This is a genomic window from Roseococcus sp. YIM B11640, from assembly GCF_049727625.1.
Classification (GTDB): Bacteria; Pseudomonadota; Alphaproteobacteria; order Acetobacterales; family Acetobacteraceae; genus Roseococcus.
This window is the reverse complement of record NZ_JBBJOZ010000002.1, coordinates 1,014,151-1,027,921: the sequence shown is the minus strand read 5'-3', so window position 1 is coordinate 1,027,921 and position 13,771 is coordinate 1,014,151. Positions and strand designations below refer to the sequence as shown.

General features: G+C 71.5%; 14 protein-coding genes. 5 read left to right on the top strand and 9 right to left on the bottom strand.

The genetic code is table 11. From position 1 onward, the window contains the following. The first annotated feature begins 79 nt into the window (after positions 1-79). The gene (locus WJM96_RS12405) at positions 80-1,243 is read left to right on the top strand and encodes a methyltransferase (RefSeq protein ID WP_424812804.1); all 1,164 of its coding nucleotides are present in this window, start codon (positions 80-82) and stop codon (positions 1,241-1,243) included. A 5-nt stretch (positions 1,244-1,248) separates the two neighbouring features. Here the strand turns inward: WJM96_RS12405 and WJM96_RS12400 are convergent, their stop codons facing one another. The 3 genes from WJM96_RS12400 to WJM96_RS12390 are packed head-to-tail and all read right to left on the bottom strand — an operon-like array spanning position 1,249 to position 4,360. Continuing rightward, on the bottom strand, positions 1,249-1,818 hold the full coding sequence (locus WJM96_RS12400) for a transposase (RefSeq protein WP_424812803.1): 570 nt from the start codon (positions 1,816-1,818) through the stop codon (positions 1,249-1,251). Positions 1,819-1,878: 60 nt separating this feature from the next. Continuing rightward, a complete protein-coding gene (locus WJM96_RS12395; protein ID WP_424812802.1) occupies positions 1,879-3,357 on the bottom strand; it encodes an MFS transporter in 1,479 nt (492 codons plus the stop codon). Between the two features lie 46 nt (positions 3,358-3,403). Then, positions 3,404-4,360 carry an acetyl-CoA carboxylase carboxyltransferase subunit alpha gene (locus tag WJM96_RS12390; protein ID WP_424812801.1) on the bottom strand — a complete coding sequence of 319 codons (957 nt, stop codon included), beginning with the start codon at positions 4,358-4,360 and terminating at the stop codon, positions 3,404-3,406. Positions 4,361-4,490: 130 nt separating this feature from the next. Between WJM96_RS12390 and WJM96_RS12385 the strand changes: the two genes are divergently transcribed. Genes WJM96_RS12385 through WJM96_RS12370 form a run of 4 tightly spaced genes read left to right on the top strand, consistent with a single transcriptional unit; the run spans position 4,491 to position 7,879 of the window. After that, positions 4,491-5,693: a pyridoxal phosphate-dependent aminotransferase gene (locus WJM96_RS12385; protein ID WP_424812800.1), complete on the top strand. Its 1,203-nt coding sequence runs from the start codon at positions 4,491-4,493 to the stop codon at positions 5,691-5,693. Then, positions 5,693-6,682, top strand: a complete 990-nt coding sequence (locus tag WJM96_RS12380) for a GNAT family N-acetyltransferase (protein ID WP_424812799.1) — start codon at positions 5,693-5,695, stop codon at positions 6,680-6,682. The genes WJM96_RS12385 and WJM96_RS12380 overlap by 1 nt, the downstream gene beginning before the upstream one ends. A gap of 39 nt (positions 6,683-6,721) precedes the next feature. Then, on the top strand, positions 6,722-7,264 hold the full coding sequence (locus WJM96_RS12375) for a DinB family protein (RefSeq protein ID WP_424812798.1): 543 nt from the start codon (positions 6,722-6,724) through the stop codon (positions 7,262-7,264). Positions 7,265-7,312: 48 nt separating this feature from the next. Continuing rightward, positions 7,313-7,879, top strand: a complete 567-nt coding sequence (locus tag WJM96_RS12370) for a hypothetical protein (protein WP_424812797.1) — start codon at positions 7,313-7,315, stop codon at positions 7,877-7,879. 69 nt (positions 7,880-7,948) lie between these two features. On the opposite strand, the gene WJM96_RS12365 is transcribed toward WJM96_RS12370, so the two are convergent. The 6 genes from WJM96_RS12365 to WJM96_RS12340 all read right to left on the bottom strand — a co-directional run bounded on the left by WJM96_RS12365 (position 7,949) and on the right by WJM96_RS12340 (position 13,743). Next, positions 7,949-8,917: a Bug family tripartite tricarboxylate transporter substrate binding protein gene (locus WJM96_RS12365; protein WP_424812796.1), complete on the bottom strand. Its 969-nt coding sequence runs from the start codon at positions 8,915-8,917 to the stop codon at positions 7,949-7,951. A 75-nt stretch (positions 8,918-8,992) separates the two neighbouring features. After that, positions 8,993-9,748, bottom strand: coding sequence for an FkbM family methyltransferase (locus WJM96_RS12360; RefSeq protein ID WP_424812795.1), 756 nt, complete (start codon positions 9,746-9,748; stop codon positions 8,993-8,995). A gap of 84 nt (positions 9,749-9,832) precedes the next feature. Further along, positions 9,833-10,819 (bottom strand): 3-hydroxybutyryl-CoA dehydrogenase, encoded by a 987-nt coding sequence (locus WJM96_RS12355; protein ID WP_424812794.1) that lies wholly within the window; start codon positions 10,817-10,819, stop codon positions 9,833-9,835. Further along, a complete protein-coding gene (locus tag WJM96_RS12350) occupies positions 10,809-11,897 on the bottom strand; it encodes an NAD/NADP octopine/nopaline dehydrogenase family protein (protein ID WP_424812793.1) in 1,089 nt (362 codons plus the stop codon). Before WJM96_RS12350 ends, WJM96_RS12355 begins: the two co-directional genes overlap by 11 nt. A gap of 41 nt (positions 11,898-11,938) precedes the next feature. Beyond that, a complete protein-coding gene (locus WJM96_RS12345) occupies positions 11,939-12,793 on the bottom strand; it encodes an SDR family NAD(P)-dependent oxidoreductase (RefSeq protein WP_424812792.1) in 855 nt (284 codons plus the stop codon). After that, positions 12,793-13,743 carry a tripartite tricarboxylate transporter substrate binding protein gene (locus tag WJM96_RS12340; RefSeq protein WP_424812791.1) on the bottom strand — a complete coding sequence of 317 codons (951 nt, stop codon included), beginning with the start codon at positions 13,741-13,743 and terminating at the stop codon, positions 12,793-12,795. The genes WJM96_RS12345 and WJM96_RS12340 overlap by 1 nt, the downstream gene beginning before the upstream one ends. Between the last annotated feature and the right edge of the window lie 28 nt (positions 13,744-13,771).

Below are 13,771 nucleotides of genomic sequence, written 5' to 3'. Positions count from 1 at the left end.
AAATCTTGGCAATGGATAAAGCGCATGACGCGGCGGAATATGTCTTGAGTCGGACCCGTCCTGAACGCATGGCCCGCTCGTGAAGATTACTGCGGATGAATTGCTGCGGCGCGGCGTGGATCGTCACCGCGCCGGACGTGTCGAGGAGGCGGAGAGCCTCTACCGCCGCGCGCTGCGCCTGCAGCCCGGCCACCCGGACGCGGAGAACCTGCTGGGCGTCTGCGCCCGCCAGCGCGGCGACCTGCCCGCCGCCCTGGCCCATGCCGCCCGCGCCGTCGCCGCCATTCCCGATTCCGCGCTGTTCCAGGCCAATCATGGCGCGACGCTCGCCGAGGCCGGCCGGCTCGGCGAGGCGATCGCGGCGCTGCGGCGCGCCCTGGCGCTGAATCCGGCCGATGCCGTGAGCCTCCGCAATCTCGGCCAGGCGCTGACCGCGGCGGGCCAGGCGGCGGCGGCGCTGGAGCCCCTGCGCGAATCCGTGCGCCATGCCGCGCTGCCCGAGGCGTGGCTCGCCCTCGCCCACGCCGCCCGCGAGGCCGGAGCGGCCGAGGAAGCGCGCGACGCTGCCCGTCGCGTGACCGGCCCGCTCTCCGAACAGGCGGGCTTCCTGCTCGCGGGCCTCGGCGCCGCGCCGCTGCCCGACCGCGCGCCGGCCGCCTATGTGCGCGAGCTGTTCGATGCCTTCGCCCCGCGCTTCGATGCCGAGCTGGAGGGCGCGCTGGGCTATCGCACCCCCGCGCTGCTGGCCGCGCTGCTGGAGGGGACGGCGCCGGGCCGCCTGCTGGACCTGGGCTGCGGCACCGGGCTTTCCGGCATCGCGCTGCGGCCCTTCGCCACGCGGATGGAGGGGCTCGACCTTTCCCCCCGCATGCTGGAGGTGGCGCGCGGGCGCGGGCTCTACGACGCGCTGCACGAGGCGGATCTGCTGGACTTCCTGCCCCGGCGCCCGGGGGCCTTCGACATCGTCGCGGCGGCCGATGTGCTGAACTACCTGGGCGACCTGGCGCCCGCCCTGGCCGCCACGCGCGCGGCGCTGAAGCCGGGGGGGATCGCCGTCTTCAGCCTGGAGGCGGGCGAGGCCGAGGTGGCGCTGGGCGAGGGCCTGCGCTTCCGCCACCGCCCGGACCATGCGGCGCGCCTGGCCGAGGCGGCGGGCTTCACGGTCGCGGCGCGTCAGGAAGCCGTGCTTCGGCGGGAGAAGGGCGCCGATGTCGCGGGCGTGCTGTTCCGGCTGGGCGCCTAAGGGGCTCAAATCCACGCCTCCTTCACCGGCCTGGGGATGTAGCGCCGACCGGCCGCGAGGGTGTGGGCGGCGCGGAGCAGGCGGATATAGGCCAGCGCGGCCTTCTTGTTCCGGGTCCAGATCGAAAGCCGCGCTTCGATCGGCAGATTCCGCATGCTTTCGGACAAATCCGGATCGGCGACCATGGAGGGCGGGCCCGGCAGGGCGCGCAGCAGCTTGAGCCGGCGGGCAAGCACGATGAGCCGCAGCCCGCGCAGGCGGATCGCGCGGCGGGCGGCGCGGCAGATATAGCCCTCCAGCCGGCGGAGGACGTGGCCCTCCGGTGCCGCGGCCAGGGCGATCAGCAGACGTTCCCAGAGGCCGGTATGGGTAAGGCGGCGGAAGTGGCGGGCGATGGTGTCCGGCTTGCCGTGGGCTTCGGGCAGCTCGCGCCACGGGCCGGCGGTGGCGGCGATGCGGAAGAAGGCGTCGACATGGGCACGGAGGTCGCAGGGGCGGCCGCGAGTGGGGGCGGGAAGGTGGGGGAGGAGGGCGGACCATTCCTCATCGGTCAGGGGGGAGTGGGGGATGAGCATGGGGCAGGCCATCCGCCTGTCTAGCCGAGCCTTCAAGAACAAAACAAGAACAAACCGACCCTACACCCGTCTTAACGGCACCCGCCAGGCCAGCACCGTCGCCGCCCCCATCAGCACCGCCGCCCCCGCCAGCATCGCGTGGAACCCGCCGGCGAGCCCCGCCGCCATCAGCGCGCGCTCCTCGCCCGGCAGCGCGGCCAGCGCCTCCCGTCCCGCGCGCATTGCCGCCGCGAAGCGCGCCGCCAGCTCCGAATCCGCCGCCGCGAAGGCCCCGAACAGCACCGCCCCCAGCAGCGCGGTCCCGGCCGCCGAGCCCAGGTTGCGCATGAACTGCACCGAGGCCGTGGCCACCCCCACGCGCCCCACGCCCGCCGCCACCTGCACGGTGGTCTGCACGGCGGGAAAGGAGCAGCCGGAGCCGAAGGTCACCAGCGCCAGCAGCCAGGGCAGGACTTCCAGCGGCACCCGGTCCATGAAGGCCGAGAGGTAGCAGAGCGCCAGGGTGCTCACCGCCAGGGCGATGGAGGGCAGCAGCATGTTCCGCCCCGTCCGCGCCAGGAACTGGCCCGAGCACAGTGCGCCCAGCCCCCCGCCCAGGCTCATGGGCAGCAGCATGGCCCCCACCGTCGCGATGGGCACCCCGCGCACCACGGTCAGGTACAGCGGCAGGAAGGAGATCATGGCCACCATCACCCCCGCCACGCAGGTGGCGAGGGCGTTGGTGCGCCAGATCACCGGGTCCGTCAGCATGGGGATGTGCAGCAGCGGGTCGTTCACCCGCCGCTCGATCCGCAGCAGCAGGAGGAAGGCCGCCGCGGAGACCAGGGCGAGCGGCACGCAGATCCACAGCGCGTCCCAGCTCAGCCGCTGCGCCTGGTCCATCACCAGCAGCAGCGCGCCGACGAAGATGGTGAAGAGCACGGTCCCGGCCGCGTCGAAGTAGAAGCCGGCGCCCAGGCGCGGCCGGCGCGGCAGCTTCCAGGTGGCGAAGACGCCGAAGCCCACCAGCGGCAGCCCGCCGAGGAAGACCCATTGCCAGCCCCAATGCTGCGTCAGCCAGCCGCCCGCCAGCGGCCCGGCGGCCGAGGCGCTCATGAAGCACGCCACGAAATAGGCCTGGTACCGGCCGCGCTCGCGCGGCGGCAGGCTTTCGCCGATCAGCGCCATGGCCAGCGTCAGCAGGGCCCCGCCGCCGAAGCCGTGCAGGATGCGTGCGGCCAGCAGCGCCTCGAAATTGGGGGCGAGCCCGGCGCAGAGCGCGCCCACCGCCTGCAGCGCATAGGCCACGAAAAGCATGGGCCGCCGCCCGAAGGCGTCGCCCAGCTTGCCGAAGACGGGGGCGGCGATGGTCGCGGCGACGAGATAGGCGACCACCACCCAGGAAATCCGCTCCACCACGCCGAAATGCGCGGCCATGGCGGGCAGGGCGGTGGCCGTGATGGTCTGGTCGATCGCCGAGATGAAGATGGCGATGCCGATGCAGGGATAGGCGCGCAGGAACTCGCGCCGGATCGCCTCGCGATCCACGGGCTGGTCCATGGTCAGGCCGCCATTTCGCGGATCGTTTTCCTCCCGGGGGTGGGCATCACACCACCGCGTGGCGCCCCATCTCGAGGAACTTCTCCCGGCGCCGGGCCTTCAGCGTGGCGCCGTCCAGCGGCAGCAGCGGCTCCAGCGCCGCCCAGACGGCATCGCCCACGCGCTCCATGGCGGCCTCGCGGTCGCGATGGGCGCCGCCCAGCGGCTCGGGGATCACGGCGTCGATGAGGGCCAGGCGCTTGAGGTCGTCCGCCGTCAGCTTCAGGGCCTCGGCGGCGGTCGGCGCCTGGGCGGCGTCGCGCCAGAGGATGGAGGCGCAGCCCTCGGGGCTGATGACCGAATAGATGGCGTGCTCCAGCATCAGCACCCGGTCGGAGGCCGCGAGCGCGATGGCCCCGCCCGAGCCGCCCTCGCCGATGATCGTGGCCACGCTCGGCACCGGCGCGGAGAGCCCCGCCTCGATGGAGCGGGCGATGGCCTCGGCCTGGCCGCGCGCCTCGGCCTCGATGCCCGGGAAGGCGCCGGAGGTGTCGACGAAGGAGAGGATGGGCATGCCGAAGCGGCCCGCGAGCTCCATGATCCGGCGGGCCTTGCGGTAGCCCTCGGGCTTGGCCATGCCGAAATTGTGCTTCACGCGGGTATCGGTGTCGTGGCCCTTCTCGGTGCCCAGGACCGCGACGGCCCGGCCCCGGAAGCGCCCGAGTCCGCCGATGACGGCCGCGTCGTCCGCGAAGGCGCGGTCGCCGGCCAGGGGCGTCCATTCCTCGATGAGGGCCTCGACATAGTCCAGGCACTTGGGCCGGTCGGGGTGGCGGGCCACCTGGGCCTTCTGCCAGGGGGTGAGCTTGGAATAGGTCGCGGCAAGGAGCTTTTCGGCCTTGTCGCGCAGCTTTGCGACCTCTTCGGCCACGTCGATGCCGCCGGCATCGGTGGTCCGGCGCAGCTCCTCCACCTTGCCTTCGAGCTCGGCGATGGGTTTTTCGAAATCGAGAAAGTGGCGCATGGTCGGGCCGGTCTAGCTCAAACCCCGCCCCCCGCAAACGGGGCGCGGCAGGGACGCGCCATCCCCGGGTTGGCGGGGGCCTCCCACGGCCATAGAGTTCGCCCCCTTTCCACACCGCCAGGAACCGAAAATGCCCGCGCTTGCCGCCCGTCTCGCCGATGTGAAGGTCTCCGCCTCGGTCGCCATGTCCATCAAGGCGCGGGAGCTCGCGGCCCAGGGCATCGAGGTCGCGGGCCTGACGACGGGCGAGCCGGATTTCGACACGCCGGCGCACGCCATCGTGGCCGCGAACCAGGCCGCGCTGAAGGGCGACACGAAATACCCGCCCCAGGGCGGCACGCCGGCGCTGAAGGCCGCGATCCAGCGGAAGTTCAAGCGCGACAACAACCTGGACTACGCGGCCGACGAGATCCTCGTCACCAATGGCGGCAAGCAGGCGATCTTCAACGCCTTCATGGCCACGGTCGATCCGGGCGACGAGGTGGTGATCCCCGCCCCCTACTGGATCAGCTACGCCGACATGGCGAAGGTCGCGGGCGGCGTGCCGGTGACGGTGAACTGCCCGCAGAACAACGGCTTTAAGCTCCGCCCGCAGGACCTCGAGGCCGCCATCACCCCCAAGACCAAGTGGGTGATGCTGAACTTCCCCAACAATCCCACGGGCGCCGCCTGCTCGCGCGAGGAGATGAAGGCGCTGGCGGAGGTGCTGCTGAAGCACCCGCATGTCTGGGTCATGACCGACGACATGTACGAGCACCTGGTCTATGACGGCTTCGAGTTCTGCACGATCGCCGAGGTCGAGCCCCGGCTGAAGGACCGCACGCTCACCATCAACGGCGCGTCCAAGACCTATGCCATGACGGGCTGGCGCATCGGCTTCTGCGGCGGCCCGGCGCCGCTCATCAAGGCGATGTTCAACATGCAGGGCCAGGCGACCTCGGGCGTCTCCACGGTCGGCCAGGCGGCGGCCGCCGCCGCGCTCGACGGCCCGCAGGACCTGGTGGCCGAGCGCGCCGCCGAGTACCGCATCCGCCGCGACCTGGTGGTCGACATGCTGAACCAGGCGCCGGGCATCGCCTGCCACAAGCCCGAGGGCGCCTTCTACGTCTTCCCGAACGTCGCGGGCTGCCTCGGCAAGACCAGCAAGGGCGGGCGGAAGATCGAGACCGACACGGACTTCGCCTTCGCCCTGCTGGAGGAGGCGCATGTCGCCGTCGTGCAGGGTGCCGCCTATGGCATGTCGCCCTACGTCCGCATCAGCTACGCGACCGACATCGACACGCTGCGGAAAGCCTGCACGCGGATCCAGGAGTTCTGCCGCGGGCTCGCCTGATGCTGCGCCCGGGCCGCGACGAGGATCGTGACGCCTTCATCCGCCTGATCGGCGAGGCCTGGGCCGAGTTCCCGGGCATCGTCTTCGACGTGGATGCGGAGCTGCCGGAGCTGCACGCGCTTGCCTCCTATTTCCAGGAGAAGGGCGGCGCGATCTGGCTCGCGGAGGGCGAGGGCGGGCCCCTCGGCATGGTCGCGACGCGGCCGCTGCGCGAGGACGGCGCCTGGGAAATCTGCCGCATGTACGTGGACAAGGCGGCGCGGGGCACCGGCCTCGCGCACCGCCTGCTGGACACCGCGGAGAAGCACGCCGCCGCCCATGGCGCCGAGCGCATGGTCCTCTGGACCGACACGCGCTTCAACGCCGCGCATTCCTTCTACGAGAAGCGCGGCTACGTGCGCCAGGGCGCCATCCGCATCCTGGACGACCTCTCGAAGTCGCTGGAGTTCCGCTACGCGAAACCCGCCCAGGGCCTGGTCGTGGAGGCGCTGGACGCCGCGGCGGCCGCGAGCGCGGAGCGCCGCTTTTCCGAGATCCTCGTGGCCTGCGTCGCCGCCGGCGCCTCGGTCAGCTTCCTGCCGCCGCTCGCGCCCGAGAAGTCGCGCGCTTTCTGGAAGCGCGTCTCGGCCGAGGTGGCGCAGGGGCATGTGGCGCTGCTCGGCGCCTGGCTGGACGGCGCCCTGGTGGGCACCGTGCAGCTCCAGCTCGCGACGCCGGAGAACCAGCAGCACCGCGCCGAGGTCGTGAAGATGCTGGTGGACCCGGGCTTCCGCCGCCGGGGCGTGGGCGAGGCGCTGATGCGGCGCGCCGAGCAGGCGGCGCTGCGCCTGGGCCGCAAGCTGCTGACGCTCGACACCCGCGCCGGCGACGATGGCGAGCGGCTGTACCGCAAGCTGGGCTGGAACGAGGGCGGCCATATCCCCGGCTACGCGCGGGATGGCGCGGGACAGCTCTTCGACACGCGCTTCTTCTACAAGACGCTGGGCTGATCGCGCGCTAGCCTCGGCCCTGATGGGCGGGAGGCGTGGATGATCGAGCCGGGATGGGTCCGCATGATGGCGGCCTACAACAGCGAGTCGAACCGCCGCACCTACCGGGCGGCCGCGACGCTCGACGATGCGGAGCGCCGTGCCGATCGCGGCGCCTTCTTCGGCAGCATCCACGCCACGCTCAACCACCTGGTCTGGGCCGACCGCATGTGGATGGGCCGCTTCGCCGGCTGGGAGAAGCCGGCCGTCAGCATCCCCGGCAGCACCAGCCTCTACGAAGGCTGGGAGGAGCTGCGCGCGGCGCGGGAGGAGTTCGACCTTCGCATCGAGGGCTGGGCGGCGGGCCTGGTGCAGGCTGACCTCGAGGGCGACCTCGTCTGGTATAGCGCCTCGGCCGGGGCGGAGCAGCGCAAGCCGCGCTGGTTCACGGTCTGCCACATGTTCAACCACCAGACGCATCATCGCGGCCAGGTGCATGCGCTGCTGACGCGCGCGGGCGCGAGCGTCGCGGCGACCGACCTGCCCTGGGTGGTCGAGGCGGCGTGGGAACGGGGATCGCATTTCCCAACCAACCCAATGTAGCATGCTTCCGCCGGGCGTGAGCGCCGGCCCAATCTGGGAGAGATACTGATGCGCCTGTTCCACCTCGGCCTGCTCGCCGGCCTTGTCGCCGTCACCCCCGCCCTCGCGCAGCAGCGCCCCGACGCCGTCGCCGTGACGCGCAGCGGCAGCGAGCAGGCGACGATCGAGTCCATCGACCAGCGCGCCCGCCAGGTGGTGCTGCGCATGGCCGACGGCACGCTCAAGACCATCCAGGTGGGCCCCGAGGTCCGCAACCTGCCGCAGGCCAAGGCCGGCGACATCGTAGTGGTCGAGTATGGCGAGGGCCTGGCGCTTGAGCTCGCGAACCCGGCCGATGGCGCGCCGCCGGTCGATGGCGGTGCCGCCGCCGCCGCCGCGCCGCTCGGCTCGCGCCCGGGCGTGGGCTTCGCCCAGGCGGTCCGCGCGCGCGTGACGATCAATGAGGTGAATTCCCGTACCGGCACCGTCACCTTCACCGGTCCGAATGGCGTGCAGCGCACCGTGCGCCCGCAGCGCCCGGAAGTGGTCCGCTTCGCGCGCCAGCTGCGGCCCGGCCAGCAGGTGGACGTGGTCTATGCGGAGCGCCTCGCGATCCGCGTGCAGCCCGCGCGGTAATTCGGCGCCCTCGGGCGACGGGCGCGCGCTCCCGGCCCGAGGCTTTGCCTCGGGCCGTTTTTCATGCAGTCAGCCGTCCAGCCGGATGCCCAGCTCGCGGATGAGCGGGCGCCAGATGGCGTTCTCGCGCTGCACGAATTCCGCCATCTCGGCCGGGGTGCGCAGCACCGCCTCCGCGCCCGTATCCGCGAATTGCCGCTGCGCCTCGGGGCTCTGGATCGCCTGGTTCAGCGCGGCCGAAAGCCGCTGCACCGCCGGCGCTGGCGTGCCGGCCGCGACCGAGATGCCCTGCCAGCCATAGGCCACCGTATCCGGATAGCCGAGCTCGATGCCCGTCGGCACGTCCGGCGCGCGGGCAGGGCGGCTCTCGCCCATCACCACCAGGCCGCGCACGCGGCGGTCGGCCAGGAAGGGCGTGGCGTTGGTCACGTCCGCGATGGCGCAATCCACCTGCCCGCCCACCAGGTCCTGCATCACGGCGGGCATGCCGCGATAGGGCACGTGCTGCGCCTGCAGGCCGGAGCGGCGCTTCAGCACCTCCATCGCCATGTGGTGCGGCGAGGCGACGGCGGGCGTCGCATAGGTCAGCGTGCGGTCGCGCGAGGCGGCGAGGATGTCGGCGAAGCTGCGGTGCGGGCTCTCGTTGCGGACCAGCAGTATCAGCGGAAAGCGGCCGATGAAGCCCACGCTCACCAGGTCCTTGTCAGGGTCGAAGGGCAGGCGGTTGTAGAGCGCGGGGTTGTAGACCAGCACGCCGTTGTCGACATGCAGCAGCATGTGCCCATCGGCCGGCGCGCGCACCACGGCCTCGGTCGCGACGATGGCGCCGCCGCTCGGCCGGTTCTCCACGACGATGTTCTGGCCGAGGGGGGGCGACATGAGGCGGCCGAGCAGCCGCGCGAAGATGTCGCTGGCGCCGCCGGGCGGGTAGCCGACCATCCAGCGCACCGGCCGGTCCGGCTGCCAGGTCTGCGCGCGGGCCGGCGAGGCGGCGAGCCCGGCGCCGGCCAGAAGCCCGAGGTCACGGCGGCGGATCATGCGGCACTCCCGGTCGTTACGGCGCGAAGGCTCCGTCAAGCGCGGGAATGCTTCAATATCTTTTTGCGCCGTCGCCTAGGCCGGCTTCGCCTTCAGCGTCGCGGCGGTGGTGGCGTGGAAGTCCAGCCAGCCGGGCGCCAGAAGCTCGTCCATCTTCTTCAGGCGATGCCAGGCCAGGAAGCGGTCGGCGACCTCGGGGAAGGGGAACCAGCGGTCCGCCGGCAGCTCCCGGCCGAAGAGGCCGCTCATATGGCCGGTGAACTGCACCGGCACGTGCTTGCCCTCGCGCGGCGGGTTCGGCGGCTGGGTGTTCCAGTGGTACTGCTGGTTCACGATCTGGAACCGGTCGTAGCCGCAGGCCGCGAGCACCGCGATGTCCGTGAGCGAGGTCGCCTCGACCGAGACGAAGGCCGGGCGGCGGTGATCGGCCAGCAGCTGCCGGACCATGATCGCATCGCCGCCCTCGATGTCGCATTTGAGGTAGTAGGGAACGCCGTGCTCGTCGAAGAGATCCTTGAGCGTGAGCGTGGGGACCGTGATCTCCGTGGCCTTGTACTGCCCCTTCTCCGCGACGCCGCGGAACAGGCTGCTCCAGTCGTCTTTCTCCGCGACGGTGTAGAAGGTGACGTTCTGGCCGCCTTCCTCCCACAGCGCCTTCTCGACGATGGTGACCTGCCCGCCCATGAGCGCGGGCAACAGGATCTTCCGCGCCTCGGCCACCATGGCGGGGTTGGCTTCGAGGCTGACGACCTTGAAGCCCTTGTCGGCGTAGAACTTGGTATCGAGCCCCGTGTGCAGGCCGATATCGAAGATCAGGTTCCGGTCGATCATGGACAATCACTCTCCAGCCGGGCGGAGGCAGCGCCTCACCGCACCGTCCTGTGTTCGAAGGGGCGTGAAATCGGGCGGACGATCTCAGAGAACCGGCGGCCGCGCCAGCCCGTCCGCCCGCAGGCGCTCCACCAGCGCGCCGAGGCGTGACCGGCGATAGGCGTCGAGGTCCATGTTCTCGTAGTCCAGGAAGCCGCGCCCGGTGCCGAGCCCGGTATGCCCCTCGCGCATGTTGCGCTCGATGATCGGCGGCGCGGCGTAGCGCGGATCGTGCAGCGCGGAGGTGAGATAGCGGCTCGCGTGATAGAGCGTGTCGCCGCCGCCCCAGTCGATGAACTCCAGGATGCCGAGCACGCCGAAGCGGAAGCCGAACCCGTACTTCACGGCCTTGTCGATATCGGCGGCGCTGGCGACCCCTTCCTCCACCATGCGCGCGGCCTCGTTCATGGCGAGCGCCTGGATGCGCGGCACGATGAAGCCCGGGCTCGCGGCGCAGACCACGGGCACCTTGCCGATGGATTCCAGCACCGCGTTCAGCCGCGCCGTCACCTCCGGCAGGGTGGCACGGCCCGGCGAGACCTCCACCAGCGGCACGATGAAGGCCGGGTTCAGCCAATGCGCGTTCAGGAAGCGCCCGGGATGCGCCACCACGAAGGAAAGCTCGTCCACCAGGATGGTCGAGGTGGTGGAAGCGAGGATCGCATCCGGCCGCATCTCGGCCGAGGCGCGGGAGAGCGCGTCGCGCTTGGTCTCCACCACCTCGGGCACGCCCTCGAAGACGATGTCCGCCTCGGCCAGCGCCGGCGCGGCGCCGGAGGCGGGCACGACCGAGACGCGCTTCATGATCGTGGAGACATGCGCGGCGTCGAAGAGGCCGAGCCCCGCCAGCGTGGTCAACGCGGAGCGGACCTCCTTCAGCGCGGCGGTGGCCAGGGTGACGAAGGCGTCCTCGTCGCGCGGCTTGAAGTCCAGGATCGCGACCTCGTGCCCCGCATAGGCGAAGCAGACGGCGATGCCGCGCCCCATGCGGCCGGCGCCGAGGCAGAGGATGCGGGCGCGTTCAGAAGCCATGGTGGAGCACCTGGCGGAGCTCGTCGCGGGAAAGCCCGCCGAGACCGACATCGGCGAGCGTGCGCCCGGAATGATCCGGCGCATCGCCGCGGATGGCGGCGCCGATGGCCGAGAAGCCGCGCGCCAGCGGCGCCTCCACGCCCGCCAGATCCGCCGCCGAGATGAGCAGCGAGAGGCCGAGGCGCGTGTCCTCCATCATGTAGCGATGGCTCTGCAGCAGGATGCGTTCCCGCCAGTCGCCGGATTCGGTGAGGCGGTCGTGCGAGCGGCGGCCATACATCCATTCCTCGCCCTCGGTCGCGTAGTGGTTGGCCAGGGGGAAATGCGGCGGCCCGTAGCCGAGCGCGGCGCGGATGGCGATGCGTTCCAGGTCCAGCGCGTCCGTGGTGCGCCGGATGGCGGGCTGGGTGCCCTCGTTATGGATGTCCCATTTGGGGAAATGCTCGAGCGGGCCGGCATTCATCACGATGAGCGGGGGATGGATGATCGGCCCGGCATTCATCAGCGCGGCCGAGAGCGCGTCGCCGCAATCCTCGATGCTGTCGGGAAACGCCTGGCGGATCACCCCCAGCGCGCGGCGGCTCAGCGCCTCGGGGAAGACGCCCGTGGGCAGGCGCTTGGCCCGGATGGTGATCGCGATCTCCTGCGGGCCGCGCTTGCGGACGAGCCAGGGCAGGGTGCCCGTCTCGGCGAAGGCCACGCTGGCGCCGGGGCGGTGGCGGTGAAGCGCCTGCGCCATGAGGACGGAGCCCAGCGTGCCCGGCGGCAGGTAGACCACCTGGCCGTCCTGCAGCAGCGGCACGAGGCGCCGTGCGATGTCGGGCTGCGCGGTCGCGGGCGTGGGGCAGAGGATGAGCTCCGCGCCATGCACGGCGGTGCCGAGATCGTCGGTGATGAGATGGGGCAGCGCCTCGTGGATGCCGGCGGCGTCCAGCACGGTGATGTGCCCGCCCGCCGCGATGTGCGCCGCGACGGCGGCGCTGTCGCGGCGCCAGAGCCGCACCTCGTGCCCGGCGAGGGCGAGGTCCGCCGCCGCCGCGAAAGAGCCGTTTCCACCACCGAGCACCGCGATCCTCATGCGCGCGAGGATACGCCCCTGCGGTGGAACAGGTCGAGGAATTAAGGCGTTCTGAGCGTCAGACCGCCATCGACGACGATCTCGATGCCGGTGACATACTTCGCCTCGTCGGAAGCGAGGTAGAGCGCGGCATAGGCCACGTCCCAGGCATCGCCCATGCGGCCCATCGGCGGCTGCGCGTTGCGCTTGGCCACGATCGCCGCGACATCGCCGCCGCTGCGCTGCCCGGCGAGGCGTGCCTCCACCAGCGGCGTGTGCATGAGGCCGGGCACCACGACATTGCAACGAATGCCCTGGGGCGCGTAGCGCACCGCGATCATCTTGCTCAACGCCGTGACGGCGGATTTCGACGCGGCATAGGCCATGAGGTCGGTGCCGATGTGCCGCAGCGCCGCGACCGAGGAGAGGTTCACGATGGCGCCGCCGCCCTGCTTCACCATGATGGGAAGCACGGCCCGCGTGCTGAGATGCACGTAGTGCAGGTTGTGGTGGAACTGCTTGTGCCAGACCTCGGGCGGCATTTCCTCCGGCCCGCCGGGAACGCTGCCGCCGACATTGTTCACCAGGATGTCGATGCGGCCGAAGGCGGCCATCGTGGCGTCCACGATGCGCGCGATCTCGCTCTCCTGCGTCACGTCGGCGGACATGGCGAAGGCCTGCCCGCCTTCCTTCGCGATGAGGGCGGTGGTCTCCTCGGCGGCGGCGAGGTTGAGGTCCACGCAGGCGATCTGCGCGCCCTCCCGCGCGAAGAGGATGGCCATGGCCCGGCCATTGCCGATGCCCTCGCCGACCGAGCCCGCGCCCAGGAGCAGGACGCGCTTTCCAGCAATACGGCCGTTGCCGCCCGGCCGACCCGGACCTGCGGGCTGCGTCCTGGGATCGTCGGACGGGGCCATCAGCGCTGGTTCCAAGGCGTGGTCTGCCACAGCGAGCGGTAGCGCTGCTCGTCCTGCCGGAGGCGCGCGAACCAGGCCTGCCCCGGCTCGTGCCGCACGATGAGCGAGCGCGCCTCGATGGCCCGGATGAATTCGGGGTCCTTCGCGATATCGGCGGTGGCTTCCTGGAAGCGCGAGACGATATGCGCGGGCGTGCCCACGGGCATGACCAGCCCGCGCTCGGAGGCCATGTCCACCGCGATGCCCTTCTCGCGCAGCGTCGGCAGGTCGGGCGCGAAGCGGCTGCGCTCGGGCGCGGCCAGCGCCAGCAGGCGCATGCCCTCGTTGTTCGCGAGCACGTAGCCGAGGTTCAGCCCCGTCGCGACGATCTGGTTGCCGAGGATCGCGGTGCGGATCGGCGGGTCGCCTTGGAAGGCCACGTGGTTGAAGCGCAGCCCCGTCGCCGCCTGGATGAGCACGACCAGGAGGTGGTCATCCGTTCCGATGCCCGGCGAGCCGAAGGTGATCGTGTCCGGAGCGCGGCGCGCGGCCTCGAACAGCTCCTCGATGGTCCGGTAGGGGGAGCTGGCGGCGACCGAGATGGCGGAAGGGTCGCCGATGATGTTCCCGATGGGCGCGAAGTCGTCGAGCTTGAACTGCGCCGGCCGCTCGATGGGGATGGTGAGTAGCCCGGGCATGTTGGTCGTGCCGATCACGGTGCCGTCCGGGCGCCCGCGCGCGATGGCGGCCAGCGCCACCTCGCCGCCCGCGCCGGGCCGGTTGGAAACGACGACGGTGCCGCCGATCCGCGGCTCCAGCATGCGGGCATAGAGGCGCGCATCGACATCCGTGGCGCCGCCGGCGGTGAAGCCCACGATGATCTCGATGGGCCTGTCCGGCCGCCAGGATTGCGCGAGCGCGGGGGCCGCGAGCAGCCCCGGCGCGGAGCCGAGCAGAAGGCGTCTTTTCATGGCCGTTGTTTTCCTCCCGTGGGGGCTT